Below are 18267 nucleotides of genomic sequence, written 5' to 3' on the forward strand. Positions count from 1 at the left end.
GGTTGCGCAGGCAACGATCGCCGGCGCGGCGCATCACCCCACGCAGGCCCGCGCGCGACCGCCCTGCTTGGCCAGATACAACTGCGCGTCGGCTTGCGCCAGCAGTTGTGCGGCGCTGGCGTCCGCCTGGGGGACCGCCACCGCGCCGCCCAGGCTGATGCTCACGCAGGGCCCCACCAGCGAGGCATCGTGCGCCAGCTGCAGCTCGGCGACCCGCTGCAGCATGCGCTGCGCCACTTCGCGCACGCCGTCGGCATCGCTGCCCGGCAGCAACGCCACGAACTCCTCGCCGCCATAGCGGGCCAGCAGATCGTGCGGGCGCAGCACGCAACCGGCGAGCGCCTGGGCGACGGCGCGCAGGCAGCCATCGCCGAGCTGATGACCATAGTGATCGTTGTAGCGCTTGAAGTAGTCCACGTCGATCATCAGCGCCCCGCAGGGCTTGCCTTCGCGCAGGCAGGCCTGCCAGTGCGTGGCCAGGGCGTCGTCGAAACGGCGGCGATTGGCCACCCCGGTCAGCCCATCCAGCAGCGCGACCTCGCGCAGCAGGTCGCTCTGCAGTTTCATGATCAGATGGTTCTGCACCCGCGCCCGCACCACCACCGGCTGCACCGGCTTGCTGATGAAATCGGCGCCACCGGCTTCCAGCGCGGCCACCTCGTCCTCCGGCGCATCCTGCCCGGTGACGAACACCACCGGGATGTCCGCGGTCGACGGGTCGGCCTTGAGCCGGCGGCAGACCTGCAGTCCGTCCAGCTCCGGCATCATCACGTCCAGCAGCACCAGGTCCGGCGGCTGCTGCTGGCACAAGGCCAGTGCACGCGTGCCATCCAGCGCCATGCTGACTTCGCAGGCGTCGCGCAGCAGTTCGTGCAGCGCATGGATGTTGATCGGCTGGTCGTCCACGATCAGCACGCGCGGGCGCCGTCCCTGCGGGGCGAGGCGTCGGTAGGCAGCGAAATCGCTCATCGGGAAGAGGTCTCCAACAAGTTGTTCAACGTGACCAGGGCGTCGTCGAAGCGCAGCGTCTGCACCTGCTCGCGCAGGCGCAGCGCGTCGCCGGCCTGGGCGCCGGCGATGGTCGGCGGGGCCTGCTCCAGCAGGGTCAATGCGGCCAGGTCGGACTGGCGCAGCAGCGGCTCCAGCGCGCGCAACCACGGCAGCAGGGCGTCTTCGGCCATGGCGTCCGTGCCGGCAGGTGGTGCGGGCGCGCGCAGCGGCGCGGCCGCGGTGCGCAGCGCCTCTAGATCCTGCGCGGCCGCCGCGCGCAGCGCCGCCAGCGTCGCCGCGACGTCGGGCAGGCGTCCGCCGCGGGCGTCCTGCTCCAGCACGGCAGCGGCCTGCGCCAGGGTGGCGGCGCCCAGCGTCGCGGCGCTGCCTTTCAAAGCGTGTGCTGCATCGGCACTGGCACCGGCATCGCCATGCAGCAAGGCCGCCTCGACCCGCTGCAGCAGCGTGCGGTGCTCCTCGGCGAAGGCGTCCAGCATGCGCACGAACAGGCCGGCGTTGTTGCCGAACCGCGCCAGGATCGCATCGAGCGCAGCCGGCGCCGCCGGCTCGGGCGGCGCCGGCTGCGGGGCCACCGATGCCGGCGCGGCGGTGCGACCACTCAGGCGCAGCAGCGCCTCCACCATCTGTTCCAGATCGATCGGCTTGCCGATATGCGCATCCATGCCCGCCGCCAGGCAGGCGTCGACGTCGTCCTGCGCCGCGTTGGCGGTCATCGCCAGGATCGGCAATCGCGCGAAACGCGCGTCGGCACGGATGCGCCGGGTCGCCTCCAGGCCATCCACGCGCGGCATCTGCATGTCCATCACCACCACGTCGAAGACCTGACCGCTGTCGCGCACGCACTGCACGCCCGACAGGCCGTCCTCGGCCAGCGCCACCTGCGCGCCCTCGGCGCACAGCAATTCCTCGGCCACCTGCCGGTTCAGCACATTGTCCTCGACCACCAGCACGCGCAGCCCGGGCAGGCGCGCCACGCGCTGCGACACCGGCACTGGCACAGCGATCCTGGCACCCCCGCTCCAGGCCCGCTCAAGAGCTTCGATCACCTGGCACGGCGTCACCGGCTTGACTAGGTGATCGGCGAACGGCGGCGACACGTGGCGCTGCGTCTGGCCCAGCAGTTCGCTCTGGTAGGCGGTCAGCATCAGTACCAACGGCGGCGCGGCGCACATCGCGCGCAGTTGCGCCGCCGCGGTGACGCCGTCGATGCCGGGCAGGCGCCAATCCATCAACGCGGCGTCGAAGCGTGCGCCCTCGCGCTCGGCCGCGATCGCGCGCGCCACCGCGTCCTCGCCGCTGGCGACGCCCTCCACCTGCCAGCCGCAGGCGCCCAGCGCGTCGGTCAGCACTTCGCGCACCAGCGCACTGTCGTCGACCACCAGCACATGCCGCGGGCGCGCGCAGCCGCATCCAGCCGCCGCCTCGCCGTTGGCATCCAGCATCAGCGGCAGATCGAACCAGAACCGGCTGCCCTCGCCGAGCACGCTGTGCACCTGCAGCTCGCCGCCCATCATGCCGATCAGGCGCCGGCTGATCACCAGGCCCAGGCCACTGCCGCCGAAGCGGCGGCTGATCGAGGCCTCGGCCTGGGTGAAGCTGTGGAAGATGCGCTGTTGCTGCTCGGCACTGATGCCGATGCCGGTGTCCTCCACGATCATCCGCAGGGTCACCGCCTGCGCCTGCCGCTGCAGCAGTTCAACGCGCAAGCGCACATGCCCGTGCTCGGTGAACTTGAGCGCGTTGCCGGCCAGGTTGATCAGCACCTGCTGCAGGCGCAGCGCATCGCCGATCACGCGATCGGGGATACCGCGGTCGAGCTGGTACACGATCTCCACTTCCGGCCGCTGGTGATTGCCGGCCAGCACCACCGCCAGGTCGCGCAGCAACTCCTCGATGCGGAACGGATGCAGGTCCAGCTGCAGCTTGCCGGCCTCGATCTTGGAGTAGTCGAGGATGTCGTTGAGCAGGCTCAGCAGCGACTTGCCGGCCTTCTGCGCCTTGCCCACGTAATCGTCCTGGCGCGCATCCAGCGCGGTGCGCTGCAGCAGTTGCAACATGCCCAGCACCGCATTCATCGGCGTGCGGATCTCGTGGCTCATGTTGGCCAGGAACGAGGATTTGGCCTGGCTGGCCTCGTCCGCGCGCGCCTTTGCCTGGCGCAGGTCCTGCTCGGCCTGCAGTTGCGCGCTGATGTCGCGGTTGATGCCGATGACCCGGGTGACCCGGCCCTGCGCATCGCGTTCGGTGTGTGCGCCGGCCTGGATATGCCGCAGGCCGCCGTCGCTGCACTGCACCCGGAACACCGGGTCGTAGACCGTCCCCCGCTCCATCGCAGCCTGCAGGCTGGCCTCGGATATGGCGATATCGTCCGGGTGCACCTTCACCCGCCAATCGGAATAACGCAAGCCGCGTTCGCGCAAAGCCGCGGGCCACTCGTACAGGTCGTACATGCGCTCGTTGCATTCCAGCGCGTCGTCGCCCGGGGTCCAGGTCCAGATGCCGAGTTCGGCGGCATCGGCGGCCATCGCCAGCTGGTCGCGCGCGCGGGTCAGCGCCTGCCGCTGGCGATTGCGCTCGGTGATGTCGGCGATGACACCGACCACCAGGCATTCGCCGTCCATCCACATACTGCCGAGGCTGATCTCGATCGCGAACGCATCGCCGTTCTTGCGCAGCGCCTGCAGTTCGTGGGCGCTGTCGACGCGTTCCGGCCACGTGCCCGTCGGCGGCACGTCGGCCGCCATCGCCGCGTGCAGGCTGGAGGCCGCCTCGGGCATCAGCCGGCTCACGTCCTCACCGACGATCTCCTCGGCGCCGTACCCGAATACGCGCTCGCCGGCGCGATTGACCGAGCGCACCTTGCCGCGCGCATCGAAGGTCATGATGGGATTGACCGCCGTGTCCAGGATCGCCTGGGTCAGGGCCATGCTGCGCGCCAGCGAGCGCTCGGCGGCCTGACGTTCGCTGATGTCCAGGGCGATGCCCAGGTAGCCGGAGAGTTCGCCCTGTGCGGTGCGGATCGCCGTGACCACCAGGCTCACCTGGCGGGTCGCGCCGTCGCGGCGCACATACGTCCACTCGCAGATGTCGGCGCCATCGCGCTCGGCCTTTTCGACGAACACGCGGAAGCCTTCCACCGGATGCCCCAGTTCGGCGGCCAGCATCGCGCCGCGGGCGGCCACCTCCTCGGGCAGATGGAACGCGCCGGGATTCAGCGTGCCGACCACGTCCTCGCGGCGGTAGCCGAGCAGGCGCTCGGCGCCGGTGTTGAACAGGGTGATGGTGCCGTCGCGGTCGGTGGCGATGATCGCCACTTCCGAGGCGGCGCTCAGCACGCCTTCGAGCATCGCGGTGCTGCGACTCAACTCGGCGGTCCGCGCCGCCACCTGGCTTTCCAGGGTGGCGTTCAGGGCCAGGATCTGCGCACGTACCGCCTTCTGCTCGGAGATGTCGCGCACCGTCTTGGACGCGCCGATCGGCCGGCCTTGGGCGTTGTAGATCGGCGAGACGCTGACCAGCACGTCGATCATGCGTCCATCGGCATGCCGGCGCACGGTCTCGAAATACGGCACGTCCTCGCCGCGCCCGATCCGCCGCAGTACCGACTCCTCCTCGTGCATCAGTTCCGGCGGCACGATCAGCTCGCCCAGGCGCCGGCCCACCGCCTCGGCCTCGCTGAAGCCGAACAGCTGTTCGGCAGCGCGGTTCCAACTGGTGACCACACCCTCCAGGGTCTTGCCGATGATGCCGTCGGCCGAGCTCTGCACCACCGCGACCAGGTTCGCCTGGTCGCGGGCAATCTGCCGGCGCCGCAGGTGATTGCTGCACAGCGCGAACGCCAGCGCCGACGCCAGCACGCTGAGCAGCGCGCCACCCAGCACCGCGGCGTGCACCGACCAGCGCGCGCTGGCGGCGACGAAGGCCGGGCTGGCGACCATGTCCATCCGCCAGTGCCGCCCCATCACGTCGCGCCGCAACTCGGCACGCGGCGCCTGCGCGAGCGTGGCCTGCGGCACATTGCGATAGAACGGCGTCGCGCCAGCATCCGCGTTCTCGTCGCTCAGCGTCAGTTCGATCCGCTGCGGATCCAGATCCAGCGCCTGCATCACCTGCGGCATCAGCAGCGGCGCGTAGGTCCAGCCCCGCAGCTCGCGTAGGCGTTGCGCCGCCGTTGGCGGCGTGGTGGCGCTGCGGTAGACCGGCAGCAACAACAGGAACGACTGCGCATGTTGCGCGCCGGCCTGCACCAGCGTGATCGGCCCTGTCAAACGCGATTCGCCGCTCAGCGCCGCCGCCAAGGCCGCGCCACGGCGCGACGACTCCGAGGCGATGTCCAGGCCCAGCGCCGCGGCGTTGCTGTCCACCGGCTCGATGTACTGGATGACGAAGCGGTCGCCACTATGCGGCGCCAATTGCCGAATGTCGAAATCCTTACGCCCCAGCGCGCGTTCGGTGGCGACGAAGCGTTCCTGCTCGGCCGCCGCGACACGGCGGATGAAGCCGAAGCCTCGGGCGCCCGGAAACTCGCGGCGCAGATCGCGGCTCTGGCTGTAGCGCAGCACTTGATCGCTGTGCAATTCGTCGCCGGCGGTGACGATCATGCCGCGCATGCCGCGCAAGCCGTGGTCGTAGTTGGACAACAGCTCTTCGATGCGGTCGAAGGCGACGTGGGCTTTCGCGTCCAATTGCGCTTGCGTGTGCCGCGCGTTGGCCCGTTGCAGTTGCAGCGCCACCGCGGTGGTGAGCGCCGCGCCGATCAGCAGCGTCGCCAGCGACCAATAGAACGGACTGCGCTTGAACAACAACCTGGACATCCTCAGGCCCCTCCCCGGAGCGCCGTGTCGGTGGATCGGGCCCTGCACGCGTTGTCGCAGTCCCAGTGTCCTGCCCTGGCGAACACGACCCGACACCCGCGATGCGTGATCGCCTCATCGGCATGGTGGAAGCAAACTTGACCGCCTGCCGCGCAGGCGTGGCGAAAAAATGCGCCGTGGACTGGCAGGCTCGGTGCATCCCGTGGTGCGCATCACAGGCCCGGCCCGACGGCCACCGCCGGACTCAGGGCGAGACAGCACCCGCCGCCTGCGCAGCGGCTCGGCCCGCCTCGGCAAGCACCGCGATCTCGCGCTCACCGCGACGTTCCACCCGCACCCAGCCCGGCCCCGGCTGCCCGGCGAGTTCGGCATCGCCGAGCCAGGCCAGCGTGCGCAGCAGCACGCTCATGCGCACGTCCAGGCGCTTGCACACACGCGCCAGCGCCATGCCGTCCGGCGCCTCGGCCAGCAGTCGCAACAGACGCGCGGTCAGCAGCGGATCAGCGGACAAGCGCCACACCGATGTCGCGCGGCGCCGCCGCGGCGGCGTCGGCCAGATGCGCAGTGACCACCACCGGAATCGATTTGGAGGTCGGCGTGCGCGCCTCGTCGGCGAAGCTGGACAAGGGCACCAGCGCATTGGTCTCCGGGTAGTAGGCCGCCAGGCAGCCGCGCGGGATGTTGTACTCGACCAGCAGGAAGCGCTTGGCCTGGCGCGGCACGCCGTCCTCGCAGAGACTGTGCAGGTCCACCCAGTCGCCGGCGCGCATGCCCAGGTCGGCGATGTCGGCGGCGTTGATGAACAGCACGCGGCGCTCGCCGAACACGCCGCGGTAGCGGTCGTCCAGGCCGTAGATGGTGGTGTTGTACTGGTCGTGCGAGCGCGTGGTCGCCAGGGTGAACACCAGTTGCCCGGGGTGCTGACGGCGCGCGCGGTGGATCGGATTGTCGGTGGGCACCGCATGCACCTTGAACACCGCGCGGCCCTCCGGCGTGTCCCATTCGCGGTCGCGCGCGCCGTTGGACAGGCGGAAGCCGCCCGGCACCCGCACCCGCGCGTTGAAGTCGGCGAAGTCGTCGAACATCTGCCCGATCAGGTCGCGGATGCGGTCGTAGTCGGCCACCAGCCAGCGCCAGCGTATCGCGCTGCGCGCCCCCAGCGTGGCCTCGGCCAGCCGCGCCACGATCGCCGGCTCGGACAGCAACTGCGGCGAGGCCGGCGGATTGATGCCGCCGGACAGGTGCACCATGCTCATCGAATCCTCGACGCTGACGTGCTGCGGCCCGCCCTCCTGGATGTCGATCTCGGTGCGGCCCAGGCATGGCAGGATCAGCGCGTCGCGGCCGTGCACCAGGTGGCTGCGGTTGAGCTTGGTGGTGACGTGCACGGTGAGATCGCAGCGGCGCAGCGCGCGATGGGTCGCGTCGGTATCGGGGGTGGCGGTGGCGAAATTGCCGCCCATGGCGAAGAACACCTTGGCGCGGCCGTCGGCCATCGCCTCGATCGCACCGACCGTGTCGTAACCGGGCGCGCGCGGAGGGGCGAAGCCGAACACCGCCTGCAGCCGGTCCAGGAACGCTTCCGGCGGCTTCTCGTAGATCATCATCGTGCGGTCGCCCTGCACGTTGCTGTGGCCGCGCACCGGGCAGGCGCCGGCGCCGGGACGGCCCAGATGGCCGCGCAGCAGCAGCAGGTTGGCGATCATCTGGATGGTCGCCACCGAATGCTTGTGCTGGGTGATGCCCATGCCCCAGCAGGCGATCAGCCGCTCGGCCTTGAGGTAGATCTCGCCGGCCTTGCGCAGTTCGGCCTCGCTCAGCCCGGACTCCTCGACGATGGTGTCCCACGGCTCGGCCGCGACCTCGGCGGCGAAGGCCTCGAAGCCGACGGTGTGGCGCGCGATGAACTCCAGGTCCAGCAGGCGCGGCTGCCCCCCGCGGGCCGCGTCGGCATCACGCTCCAGCACGTGCTTGATGATGCCCTTGACCGCCGCCAGGTCGCCGCCGATCTTGAGCTGGAAATAGTCCGAGGAGATGCGCGTGGAGCCGTTGTGCAGCATCTGCAGCTTGTCCTGCGGATCGGCGAACTTCTCCAGGCCGCGTTCGCGCAGCGGATTGAACGAGACGATCGCCGCGCCGCGCTTGGCCGCCTGGCGCAGTTCGCCGAGCATGCGCGGATGGTTGGTGCCGGGGTTCTGGCCGAAGATGAAGATCGCATCGGCCAGTTCGAAATCCTGCAGCGACACGGTGCCCTTGCCGACCCCGATCTGCGCCTTGAGCGCGGTGCCGGACGGCTCGTGGCACATGTTGGAGCAGTCCGGAAAGTTGTTGGTGCCGAACTCGCGCACGAACAGCTGGTACAGGAACGCGGCCTCGTTGCTGGTGCGGCCGGAGGTGTAGAAGATCGCCTCGTTCGGCGAGGCCAGGCCATTGAGGTGCCGGGCGATCAGCGCGAACGCGTCGTCCCAGTCGATCGGCACGTAGTGGTCGGTGTCGGCGTCGTAGCGCAGCGGCTGGGTCAGCCGGCCCTGCCCTTCCAGCCAGTAGTCGCTGTAGCGGGCCAGTTGCGCGACGCTGTGCTGGGCGAACAGCTCCGGGGTGGCACGGCGTGCGGTGGATTCGGCGGCCACCGCCTTGGCGCCGTTCTCGCAGAACTCGAAGGTGGAGGTGTGGTCGCGGTCGGGCCAGGCGCAGCCGGGGCAGTCGAAGCCGTCGGGCTGGTTGACGTGCAGCAGGGTCTTGGCGCCCTGCACCGCCACGTCCTGCTCCATCAGGTGCTTGGCCACCGCGCGCAACGCCCCCCAACCGCCGGCCGGTTGCGTGTAGGGCTGGATGGTCTTCTTGCTCATGCGGGCTCTCCGGCGGGTTCTGTGTGCGGTGGGGCGTGCTGCCCCAGGCGCTGCGGATGGCTGTAGACGACGTAATCGTGATCGCGGGCGAAGCCGATCAGGGTGAGGCCGGCGCTGTCGGCGAGCGCGATGGCCAGCGCGGTGGGCGCGGAAATGGCGGCCAGCAACGGGATGCCGGCCTGCGTGGCCTTCATCGCCATTTCGTAGCTGGCACGGCTGGTGACCACGGCGAAGCCGGCGCCCGGGTCGAGGCCGGCGCCGGCCAGCGCGCCGATCAGCTTGTCCAGCGCGTTGTGGCGGCCGACGTCCTCGCGGATCAGCTGCAGCTCGCCGCGCGCGTCGGCCCATGCCGCGGCATGGGTGGCGCCGGTCAGCGCGTTGAGGGTCTGCTGCGCGCGCAGCGCGCGAAGCGCCTGGGCCAGCGCCGCGGGCGCGATCGGGGTACCGGCCGGCACAGGCCGCGGCGCGCGCAACACCGCCTCCAGCGATTCGCTGCCGCACACGCCGCAGCCGCTGCGCCCGTCCAGGTTGCGGCGCCGCGCCTGTAATGCCGCCGCCTGCGTCGGCGGAATCTGCAGGCGCAGGGACACGCCTTCCAGATACGTTTCCACCGCCTCGATGCGCAGCTGCGCCGGCGCCGCGACGATGCCCTCGCTGAGCGAGAAGCCCAGCGCGAAATCCTCCAGGTCTTCCGGCGTGGCCATCATCACCACGAACGGCGTGTCGTTGTAGGCGAACGCCACCGGCACCTCGGCCGCGACCAGGTCCTGGGCGACGGCCGTGCGCCCGTCGCGGTGGCGACGCACGCCGCGCGCGACCGCACCTGGCCTGGATGACGCACCCGAATACATCGCGACCCTCCGGACTCAGTGGAACAGCACGAACGCATTCTGCCGTGCGACGGGGATGCCGGGGGCACTCCCGTCGCTCGGCCGCACCATGGGCAGCGGTGACCGCCGTCGGCGACCGTGCCGCACGCCGGAAGGCCTTCCGCGGCTGCCGCCTCCCCGCGTCAGCCCACGACCAGCTTCATGCGGGCGCCGATCGGACACGCCTTGCTACCTGTCAAGGATGCTACAGCGTCGTGTTGTACACCTGTGAGGGCGGCAGGCCAATCGCCACTGGCAGCGCGGGTGACGCCCTGCCAACCCGACCCACGCACGTGCGGGCCGAAGCGCCGGCCAGCGCCTGGCCCAGCCACACGGTCGCCCGCGCGCGTGGGCACGCTGCCGTTTCCAAGCGCCCGCGCAGGCACACCCAGCGACCCGCGACGGATGCCGCCCCCTTTCAACAGCCGCGCCCCCACCCGGCTGCGCTCGGCGCCGCGGCGCGCGGCAGGCGCCTTTCCTTGTGCGCTGCAAGAAGCCCCAGCGCAAGGCGCGTCGTGGCGACGCACGCCGCCGCCACGTCGCGCTGCTGCCATCACCCACCGGTCGGTTAGGCTGGCGGCCCCACGTTTGCGAAACCGTCCCATGCCCATCCCGTTCCGCCTCTGCCTTGCCGCCGGCCTTGTGCTGCTCGGCACCCACACCGCCAACGCCGCCGACCTGCCCGCCGATGTGCTGCGCCAGGTGCCGGCCGGCTACCAGCCGCTGGCACGGTTGCAGGCCGATCTCGATGGCGACGGCCGCGCCGATTATCTGGTCGCGTTGCAGCAGCGCGGCGAGGCGCAGCGCGATCCGGCCCCGGCGCGACCGCTGCTGATCTTCGTGCAGCAGGCCGACGGCCACTACCGGCTGGCGGCGCGCAACGACCGGGTGATCCTCAAGCGCGACGAGGGCGGCCAGTGCGATCCGTTCACCGATGGCGACGAACCGTTCGCCGCCAAGGGTCGCTACTTCACCGTGCAGAACGGGGTCTCCTGCGGCCAGCACTGGACCGACTTCATCACCTTCCGCTACGACCCGCAGCGCAAGCAGTGGTTGTTCCACAAGCGCATCCAGCAGCGCTGGGAGATGAACCCCAATCCTTCGCCCGACGCCGAGGCCCTGGTCAAGGACGCCGACCAGGTGCAATCGGCCGATCCACGGCACCCGGTCGCCTTCGCCGATTACCTGCCGCGCTGAGGCGCGGACGCGCCGCCATCGCGGCCCGCCCGCCACGAGCGGCCGGGCCCGCGCATCCGCCGCTCACGGGCGGCGGAAACGCGTCCGCGCCCGTTCCACCTGCGCACGCACCACGCAGTCCTCGGCGTGATCGTTGACCAGGCCCATGGCCTGCATGAAGGCATACACCGTGGTCGGCCCGACGAACTTCCAGCCGCGCGCCTTCAGCGCTTTCGACAACGCCACCGATTCGGGCGAGGTCGCGCGCGTTTGCGCCGTGTCCGCCGCCGGCGCCTCGTAGCGCCAGACGAACGCCGCCAGCGACCCTTCCTGCCGCACCAGCGCCTGGGCCATGCGCGCATTGTGGATGGCCGCCTCGATCTTGCCGCGGTGGCGGACGATCCCGGGATCCTGCAGCAGCCGCGCCACGTCGCCGTCGTCGAATAAGGCAAGGCGCTGGTAATCGAAGTCGAGGAAGGCCGCGCGGAAGTTCTCGCGCTTGGCCAGGATGGTGCGCCAGCTCAACCCGGACTGGAATCCTTCCAGGCACAGCTTCTCGAACAGGCGGCGGTCGTCGTCGACCGGAAACCCCCACTCGCTGTCGTGGTAGTGGAAGAACTCCGGCGCCGCCGCGCACCAGCGGCAACGCGGGCGACCGTCGGGGCCGGGAATGGTGGCGTTCATGCGCAGGTCCTGTCGATGCCGCGACGCCGGCTCATGCCAGCAGGAACTCGAGGCCGGGTGCGGCCTTGGCCGGCGCCACCTCGACGATTTCGCTGCGCACCACGCCGGCCGCGACGAACGGGTCCGCCTGCAGCCGGCGCTCGAGGTCGGCGCGGCTCAGGCCATGCGCCAGGATCGCGCCGCCGGCCTGCGGCGGCAGGCTCCCGGCAAGCGCGAACACGCCATCGTCGAAGCCCTGCTGCAACCACTGCACATGCGCCTGCAGCAACGGCCCGGCCTGACTGCGATCGGCGGCAAAACGCAACAACACGATGAACATGAGCACGCTCCTGCGAATGGAAAAGAGGAAAACAACGCCGATCACGTGGCTGCCGGCGCGGCGGCAACCGCGTCGAGCCAGGCCTGCATGCGCCCGACCTCGCGCTGGACGAAATCCGCATCGCCGAACGCCTGCGCCAGCACCGCCACGCCCTGGCTGAAGGCCAGCACGTGCATGGCCAGCGCATCGGCCTCGGCGCTACGCCCAAGGCGTTCGAACTGCCGGCGCAGCCACTGGCGGAACAGGCCGAACAGCTGCGTGGCCTGCGCCTGCGCAGGGTGCTCGAGCTTGGACAACTCTCCGCACAAGCTTCCCACCGGGCAGCCATGGCGCATGATCGACGCCTGGTTGCGCACAACGATCTGGATGAATTGGCGAATGCCGTCGGCGGGTGCCACCGCTGCGTCTTCCCAGCCCTGCAGCATCGCCTGGGTCCGTTCCAGACGCAGCGCGATCACTGCATCCAGGATCGCGTCCTTGCTCTTGAAGTGGTGATAGAAGTTGCCGCGGGAGATGCCGACCGCATCGGCGACATCGGCGAACGAGGTGGCCGCATAGCCCTGCGCGTAGAACAGGCGGTCGGCCTCGGCGACGATGCGTGCGCGCGTGTCCATCTTCATCCCCCCGATCAGGCCAAGCCCCTTAGGACAATCATCCTAATGCCAGCAATGCGACTAGGTCAATCGACCTAGAACGGCTGCCCGCCGCCGGTTGCCGCAGCGCTGCCACCGATCCGCTTGGCGCCGACGCGGACCGCCACGCACGCAAGGCCTGCGTGCTCGTGCGCGTAGCGTCGCCATCCGGGCCGACGGGTAGGACGACCCTCGCACGTACGTCGCGCCCCTCACCCGCCGCCGCGCGCTGCGAACGCCGCCACCGAGACGCCAGGCGCCACCGCCTCCATGCCGGATGCCAGGCGTGACCAGTGCCGTGTCCGAATGCGGCCGGCATGGCGGCACGCCGACCGGCACGCTGCGCGCTCCATTCGTTCCTGGAGCGCCCATGTCCAGCTTCCGTTGCGTCGGCCTGCCGGCCGCCGCGTTTGCCCTGCTGTTCGACCTCGACGACGCACAGCTGCAGGCACGTCACGCGCGGCGCCTCCGCGCCGACAGCGCGCTCGGCTATCCCTGCCGGATCAGCCTGGAGGACGCGCGGCCCGGCGAGGAACTGCTGTTGCTGCACTACCTGCACCAACCCGCGCAGACCCCGTACCGCGCCGCCGGCCCGATCTACGTGCGCCGCCACGTCGCCACCGCCACACCGGCGCCGGGCGAAGTACCCGATGCCATCGTCCGCCGCCTGATCTCGCTGCGCGGCTACGACGCCGGCGACATGCTGATCGCCGCCGACGTGCAGCCGGGCGAACGCATCGCCACCGCGATCGCCTGCGCCTTCGCCGACCCGCAGGTGCGTTACCTGCATCTGCATCATGCGCGGCAGGGCTGTTTCGCGTGCCGGGTGGAGCGGGAGCCGGGATTGGGGAGTCGGGATTGGGGATGAGTGGCGCCACTGCGATCTGTGACAGCGCCTATTCTGTGAGCGGCTTCAGCCACGCTGGGCATTTCCGGGAACGCCCAGCGCGGCTGAAGCCGTTCCTACGACATCCGCAGCCGCAACCCCGCTTTTCACCAATCCCCAATCCCAAATCCCCACTCCCCGCTACTCACCCAGCTTGATCCACGTCGCCTTCATCTCCGTGTACTTGTCGAAGGCGTGCAGCGACTTGTCGCGGCCGTTGCCCGATTGCTTGTAGCCGCCGAACGGGGCGGTCATGTCGCCGCCATCCCAGTAGTTCACCCACACGCTGCCGGCGCGCAGCTTGCGCGCCACGCGGTGCGCGCGGCCGATGTCGCGGGTCCATACGCCCGCCGCCAGGCCGTAGTCGCTGTCGTTGGCCATGCGCAGGGCGTGCGCCTCGTCGTCGAAGGCGATCACCGACAGCACCGGGCCGAAGATCTCCTCGCGGGCGATGGTGTGTTCGTGGCCGACCTCGTCGAAGATGGTCGGCTCCACGTAGCAGCCGCCGGGCACCACTTCCACGCGCTTGCCGCCGAGCAGCAGGCGCGCGCCTTCAGCGTTGCCGCGGGCGATGTAGTCGAGCACGCGGTGGGTCTGGGTCTCATCGACCAGCGCGCCCATCGCCGCGTCGTCGTCGAACGGATGCCGCGGCTGCAGCACGCGGCCGGCGGCGACCACGCGCTCGACGAAGGCATCCTTGATCGAGCGTTGCACCAATAGACGCGAGGCGGCGGTGCAGACCTCGCCCTGGTTGTAGAAGATCGCCGCGGCGGCCGCCTGCGCCGCCTGTTCCAGGTCCGGCGCATCGGCGAACACCAGGTTCGGGCTCTTGCCGCCGCACTCCATGTACGCGCGCTTCATGTTCGACAGCCCGGCGCACTGCAGCAGGCGCCGGCCGACCGCGGTGGAGCCAGTGAACACCAACCCGTCCACGTCCATGTGCAGCGCCAGCGGCTCGCCGGCACCCTTGCCGAAGCCCGGCACCACGTTGAATACGCCGTCGGGAATGCCCGCCTCGGCGACCAGTTCGGCCAGGCGCAACGCGCTCAGCGGCGATTTCTCCGACGGTTTCAGCACCACCGAGTTGCCGGCGGCCAGCGCCGGGGCGATCTTCCATGCGGCCATCAGCAGCGGGAAATTCCACGGCACGATCGCGCCGACCACGCCCAGCGGCTCGCGGGTGATCAGGCCCAGTTCGTCCTGTCCGGTCGGCGCCACTTCGCCGTAGAGCTTGTCCACCGCCTCGGCGGTCCAGGAAAGGCAGCGCACCGTCGCCGCCAGGTCCACCGCGCGCGCATCGCGCACCGGCTTGCCCATGTCCAGCGATTCCAGCAACGCCAGTTCGTCGGCATGGCGTTCGACCAACTGGGCCAACGCCAGCAGGGTCTTCTTGCGCTGCGCGGGCTTGGCCTGCGACCAGTGCCCGGCCTCGAAACTACGCCGCGCCGCGGCGACCGCGCGGTCGATGTCCGCGGCCTCGCCCTCGGCCACGCGGCCCAGCAGGCGGCCGTCGATCGGGCTGATGCAGTCGAAGGTCTTGCCACTGGCGGCGTCGACGTAGCGGCCGTCGATGAAGGCCTGGGTCCGCGGACGCAGCGTGTCGGCCAGCGCCTGCCAGGCGTCGCGTGTGCGGGGTGCGGTCATCGGGAACTCCTGCTGCGGCGGAAGGATCGGAAGCACGCGACGGCCGGCGACGCGGCGCGCATGCGGCTCAGAATGTGGCCGGCGTATTGGCGCTGACCAGCACCGCGGTCTCTTGGCCGACGTTGCGGAACCGGTGCGGTACCCGGCTTTCGAAATAGTAGCCCTCGCCGGCGCGCAGCACCCGCACCTGGCTGCCGACGGTGATCTCCACCTCGCCGGCCACCACCACCCCGCCCTCTTCGCCGTCGTGCACCAGCATCGCGCTGCCGGTGTCGCTGCCGGGCGGCATCACCTCGCGCAGGATGCACATCTGCCGCTGCGGGCGATGCCGGCCGACCAGGTAGTAGTGGATGCCGTCGCTGCCGACGTCGGGCAGTTCGTCGGCGCGGTAGAACGGTGCGTCGGCCTCGCCCGGGTCCAGGTCCTGGGTGAAGAATTCGGCCAGCGAGATCGGGATGCCGTCCAGCACCTTCTTCAGCGAACTGACCGACGGGCTGACCTTGTTCTGCTCGATCAGCGAGATGGTGCTGTTGGTCACGCCCACCCGCTTGGCCAGCTCGCGCTGGCTCAGGCCGTGGGCGGTGCGAACCCGATGCAGGCGGGCGCCGATATCCATCGCGAATGGGAACGCCGGTGGCGGTGTTGCCGGATACTTTACACACCCGCCTCGGACGGTCAATTTCGCGCGACGCGCCCGTGTTGCGGCGCAACCAGGAAAAGCCCGCCCGATTCGCGTGAATTGCGACACCACGGGTCACACCCGGCGCAGCGGCATGGTGTAAAGTTTTTTCAACATCCCTCGCGTGGAGCCTGCGATGCGCCCTCAGCCGCCCCTCTCGTCCCAGGCGCTGTCCGACCATTACGCCGCGCAGGCCACCCGCGCGCCGGACACGCTGGAGGCGTTCTGGATGCCGTTCACCGCCAACCGCCAGTTCAAGGCGCGGCCGCGGCTGCTGGCCTCGGCCGAGGGCATGCACTATCGCAGCGTGGACGGGCGCCAGATCCTCGACGGCACCGCCGGGCTGTGGTGCTGCAACGCCGGCCACGCGCGGCCGCGCATCGTCGAGGCGGTGGCACGGCAGATCGCCACGCTGGATTTCGCGCCGACCTTCCAGATGGGCTCGCCGCTGCCGTTCGTGCTGGCCGAGCGGCTGGTGGAACTGGCGCCGCCGGGCCTGGACCACGTGTTCTACACCAACTCCGGCTCCGAGTCGGTGGACACCGCGCTGAAGATCGCACTCGCCTACCACCGCGCCCGCGGCGAGGGCCAGCGCACGCGCTTCATCGGCCGCGAGAAGGGCTACCACGGCGTCGGCTTCGGCGGCATTTCGGTCGGCGGCCTGCCGAACAACCGCAAGGCGTTCGGCCCATTGCTGCCGGGCGTGGACCATCTGCGGCACACGCTCGACCTGGAGCGCAACGCGTTCTCGCGCGGCCTGCCGACCCATGGCGCGGAACTGGCCGAGGACCTGGAGCGGCTGGTGACGCTGCACGACGCCTCCACCATCGCCGCGGTGATCATCGAGCCGATCTCCGGCTCGGCCGGGGTGGTGCTACCGCCGCACGGCTACCTGCAGCGCATCCGCGAACTGTGCGACAAGCACGGCATCCTGCTGATCTTCGACGAGGTCATCACCGGCTACGGGCGCGTCGGCCACGCCTTCGCCGCGCAGCGCTTCGGGGTGACCCCGGACATGATCACCACCGCCAAGGGCCTGACCAACGGCTGCGTGCCGATGGGCGCGGTGTTCGTGTCCCATGCCATCCACGAGGCGTTCGCGCACGGCCCGGCCAACGCCATCGACCTGTTCCACGGCTATACCTACTCCGGCCATCCGCTGGCCTGCGCCGCCGCGCTGGCGACGCTGGACACCTATGCCGAGGAACAGTTGTTCGACAAGGCGATCGAGCTGGGTCCGGTGTGGGAGGAGGCGATCCATCGGCTGCGCGACCTGCCGCACGTCATCGACATCCGCAACTTCGGCCTGATCGGCGCGATCGAACTGGCGCCGCGCAAGGGCGCGCCCGGCGCGCGCGCCTACGAGATCTTCGAGCGCTGCTTCCATGAAGGCGACCTGCTGATCCGCGTCACCGGCGACACCATCGCGCTGTCGCCGCCGCTGATCGTGGAAGCCACGCACATCGAGCGCATCTTCGCGGTGCTGGCGGACATGATCCGTAGCACGCCCTGACCCCTCCCTCACCCAACCCACCGCCCGCGCTCCCCACGCGCTGCGTCTGCCTGGACAACCGCTCATGCTGGTCGGCGTTCCGAAAGAGATCAAGAACCACGAGTACCGGATCGGGCTGACCCCGTCCGGGGTCCGCGAACTGGTGCTGCACGGCCACCAGGTGCTGGTGCAGCGCGGCGGCGGCCAGTCCATCGGCCTGACCGATGCCGAGTACGAGCGCGCCGGCGCACGCATTGCCGAGGATGCGGCCAGCGTGTTCGCGCAGGCCGAGATGATCGTCAAGGTCAAGGAACCGCAGCCGGAGGAATGCGCGATGCTGCGGCCCGGGCAACTGCTGTTCACCTACTTGCACCTGGCGCCGGATCCGCAGCAGGCCGCGGCGCTGCAGCGCTCCGGCTGCACCGCCATCGCCTACGAGACCGTCACCGACGGCCACGGCGGCCTGCCGCTGCTGGCGCCGATGAGCGAGGTCGCCGGGCGCATGGCGATCCAGGCCGGGGCGCATGCACTGGAAAAGGCACAGGGCGGCTCCGGCGTGCTGCTCGGCGGCGTGCCCGGGGTCAAGCCGGCGCAGGTGCTGGTGATCGGCGGCGGCGTGGTCGGCATCAACGCCGCACGCATGGCGATGGGCCTGCACGCGCGGGTGACCGTGCTGGACCGCTCGCTGGAGCGGCTCAAGTACCTGGACGAACTCTACGGCCAGCAACTGACCACGCTGTACTCCACCCGCGATGCGATCGAGCAGTGCCTGCCGCACACCGACCTGGTGATCGGTGCGGTGCTGATCCCCGGCGCCGCCGCGCCCAAGCTGGTGTCGCGCGAGCAACTGGCGCTGCTGCGGCCCGGCTCGGTGCTGGTGGACGTGGCGATCGACCAGGGCGGCTGCTTCGAGACCAGCCACCCGACCACGCACCAGCAGCCGACCTACGAGGTCGACGGCATCGTGCACTACTGCGTGGCCAACATGCCCGGCGGCGTCGCCCGCACCTCCACCTTCGCCCTGACCAACGCCACCCTGCCGTTCGTGCTGCTGCTGGCCGAACACGGGCTGCAGGCGCTGCGCGACGACCAGGACCTGCGCAACGGCCTCAACGTGCACGCCGGCAAGCTCACCCACCGCGCGGTGGCGCAGGCGCTGGGCCAGGAGTTCGTGCGGCCGCTGGACGCGCTGGGCTGACGCTGTCCATCCGA

Annotated in this window: 14 protein-coding genes; 4 read left to right on the forward strand and 10 right to left on the reverse strand. The window is 70.3% G+C overall.

Annotated features, from left to right (window positions below; translation table 11 throughout):
* Positions 1-33: 33 nt before the first annotated feature.
* The 5 genes from CEK65_RS11140 to fdhD all read right to left on the reverse strand — a co-directional run bounded on the left by CEK65_RS11140 (position 34) and on the right by fdhD (position 9525).
* Positions 34-969, reverse strand: a complete 936-nt coding sequence (locus tag CEK65_RS11140; protein ID WP_152181759.1) for a diguanylate cyclase — start codon at positions 967-969, stop codon at positions 34-36.
* Entirely contained in the window at positions 966-5825 is a 4860-nt protein-coding gene (locus CEK65_RS11145) for a PAS domain S-box protein (RefSeq protein WP_152181760.1), read from the reverse strand. Before CEK65_RS11145 ends, CEK65_RS11140 begins: the two co-directional genes overlap by 4 nt.
* Positions 5826-6069: 244 nt before the next feature.
* Positions 6070-6336: a hypothetical protein gene (locus CEK65_RS11150; protein WP_152181761.1), complete on the reverse strand. Its 267-nt coding sequence runs from the start codon at positions 6334-6336 to the stop codon at positions 6070-6072.
* Entirely contained in the window at positions 6326-8674 is a 2349-nt protein-coding gene (locus CEK65_RS11155) for an FdhF/YdeP family oxidoreductase (RefSeq protein ID WP_152181762.1), read from the reverse strand. The genes CEK65_RS11150 and CEK65_RS11155 overlap by 11 nt, the downstream gene beginning before the upstream one ends.
* Positions 8671-9525 (reverse strand): formate dehydrogenase accessory sulfurtransferase FdhD, encoded by an 855-nt coding sequence (gene fdhD / locus CEK65_RS11160; RefSeq protein ID WP_152181763.1) that lies wholly within the window; start codon positions 9523-9525, stop codon positions 8671-8673. The genes CEK65_RS11155 and fdhD overlap by 4 nt, the downstream gene beginning before the upstream one ends.
* 621 nt (positions 9526-10146) lie before the next feature.
* On the opposite strand from fdhD, the gene CEK65_RS11165 reads away from it, so the two are divergent.
* Positions 10147-10740 carry a hypothetical protein gene (locus CEK65_RS11165; RefSeq protein ID WP_152181764.1) on the forward strand — a complete coding sequence of 198 codons (594 nt, stop codon included), beginning with the start codon at positions 10147-10149 and terminating at the stop codon, positions 10738-10740.
* 63 nt (positions 10741-10803) lie between these two features.
* Here the strand turns inward: CEK65_RS11165 and CEK65_RS11170 are convergent, their stop codons facing one another.
* The 3 genes from CEK65_RS11170 to CEK65_RS11180 are packed head-to-tail and all read right to left on the reverse strand — an operon-like array spanning position 10804 to position 12342.
* A complete protein-coding gene (locus CEK65_RS11170; RefSeq protein ID WP_017909929.1) occupies positions 10804-11403 on the reverse strand; it encodes a DNA-3-methyladenine glycosylase I in 600 nt (199 codons plus the stop codon).
* Between the two features lie 31 nt (positions 11404-11434).
* Positions 11435-11722 carry a YciI family protein gene (locus tag CEK65_RS11175; RefSeq protein WP_017915756.1) on the reverse strand — a complete coding sequence of 96 codons (288 nt, stop codon included), beginning with the start codon at positions 11720-11722 and terminating at the stop codon, positions 11435-11437.
* Positions 11723-11763: 41 nt separating this feature from the next.
* Positions 11764-12342, reverse strand: a complete 579-nt coding sequence (locus tag CEK65_RS11180; RefSeq protein ID WP_017909931.1) for a TetR/AcrR family transcriptional regulator — start codon at positions 12340-12342, stop codon at positions 11764-11766.
* A gap of 382 nt (positions 12343-12724) precedes the next feature.
* On the opposite strand from CEK65_RS11180, the gene CEK65_RS11185 reads away from it, so the two are divergent.
* Positions 12725-13222, forward strand: coding sequence for a DUF1203 domain-containing protein (locus CEK65_RS11185; protein WP_152181765.1), 498 nt, complete (start codon positions 12725-12727; stop codon positions 13220-13222).
* A gap of 159 nt (positions 13223-13381) precedes the next feature.
* Here the strand turns inward: CEK65_RS11185 and CEK65_RS11190 are convergent, their stop codons facing one another.
* Both CEK65_RS11190 and CEK65_RS11195 read right to left on the reverse strand, forming a co-directional pair.
* Entirely contained in the window at positions 13382-14884 is a 1503-nt protein-coding gene (locus tag CEK65_RS11190; RefSeq protein WP_152181766.1) for an aldehyde dehydrogenase, read from the reverse strand.
* 67 nt (positions 14885-14951) lie between these two features.
* The gene (locus CEK65_RS11195) at positions 14952-15500 is read right to left on the reverse strand and encodes a cupin domain-containing protein (RefSeq protein ID WP_152181767.1); all 549 of its coding nucleotides are present in this window, start codon (positions 15498-15500) and stop codon (positions 14952-14954) included.
* Between the two features lie 199 nt (positions 15501-15699).
* On the opposite strand from CEK65_RS11195, the gene CEK65_RS11200 reads away from it, so the two are divergent.
* A complete protein-coding gene (locus tag CEK65_RS11200; protein ID WP_167521989.1) occupies positions 15700-17076 on the forward strand; it encodes an aspartate aminotransferase family protein in 1377 nt (458 codons plus the stop codon).
* 64 nt (positions 17077-17140) lie between these two features.
* Positions 17141-18253 carry an alanine dehydrogenase gene (gene ald / locus CEK65_RS11205; protein ID WP_017912338.1) on the forward strand — a complete coding sequence of 371 codons (1113 nt, stop codon included), beginning with the start codon at positions 17141-17143 and terminating at the stop codon, positions 18251-18253.
* Positions 18254-18267: the final 14 nt, after the last annotated feature.

The organism is Xanthomonas sp. LMG 12459 (assembly GCF_009192905.1).
Lineage (GTDB): Bacteria > Pseudomonadota > Gammaproteobacteria > Xanthomonadales > Xanthomonadaceae > Xanthomonas_A > Xanthomonas_A sontii.

Bases quoted from the DNA above. Each gene is read 5' to 3' on its own strand.
- CEK65_RS11140 (WP_152181759.1), bottom strand. From the start codon at position 969: ATGAGCGATTTCGCTGCCTACCGACGCCTCGCCCCGCAGGGACGGCGC.
- CEK65_RS11145 (WP_152181760.1), bottom strand. From the start codon at position 5,825: ATGTCCAGGTTGTTGTTCAAGCGCAGTCCGTTCTATTGGTCGCTGGCG.
- CEK65_RS11200 (WP_167521989.1), top strand. From the start codon at position 15,700: ATGCGCCCTCAGCCGCCCCTCTCGTCCCAGGCGCTGTCCGACCATTAC.
- CEK65_RS11190 (WP_152181766.1), bottom strand. From the start codon at position 14,884: ATGACCGCACCCCGCACACGCGACGCCTGGCAGGCGCTGGCCGACACG.
- fdhD (WP_152181763.1), bottom strand. From the start codon at position 9,525: ATGTATTCGGGTGCGTCATCCAGGCCAGGTGCGGTCGCGCGCGGCGTG.
- CEK65_RS11185 (WP_152181765.1), top strand. From the start codon at position 12,725: ATGTCCAGCTTCCGTTGCGTCGGCCTGCCGGCCGCCGCGTTTGCCCTG.
- CEK65_RS11165 (WP_152181764.1), top strand. From the start codon at position 10,147: ATGCCCATCCCGTTCCGCCTCTGCCTTGCCGCCGGCCTTGTGCTGCTC.
- CEK65_RS11170 (WP_017909929.1), bottom strand. From the start codon at position 11,403: ATGAACGCCACCATTCCCGGCCCCGACGGTCGCCCGCGTTGCCGCTGG.
- CEK65_RS11155 (WP_152181762.1), bottom strand. From the start codon at position 8,674: ATGAGCAAGAAGACCATCCAGCCCTACACGCAACCGGCCGGCGGTTGG.
- CEK65_RS11175 (WP_017915756.1), bottom strand. From the start codon at position 11,722: ATGTTCATCGTGTTGTTGCGTTTTGCCGCCGATCGCAGTCAGGCCGGG.
- CEK65_RS11195 (WP_152181767.1), bottom strand. From the start codon at position 15,500: ATGGATATCGGCGCCCGCCTGCATCGGGTTCGCACCGCCCACGGCCTG.
- ald (WP_017912338.1), top strand. From the start codon at position 17,141: ATGCTGGTCGGCGTTCCGAAAGAGATCAAGAACCACGAGTACCGGATC.
- CEK65_RS11180 (WP_017909931.1), bottom strand. From the start codon at position 12,342: ATGAAGATGGACACGCGCGCACGCATCGTCGCCGAGGCCGACCGCCTG.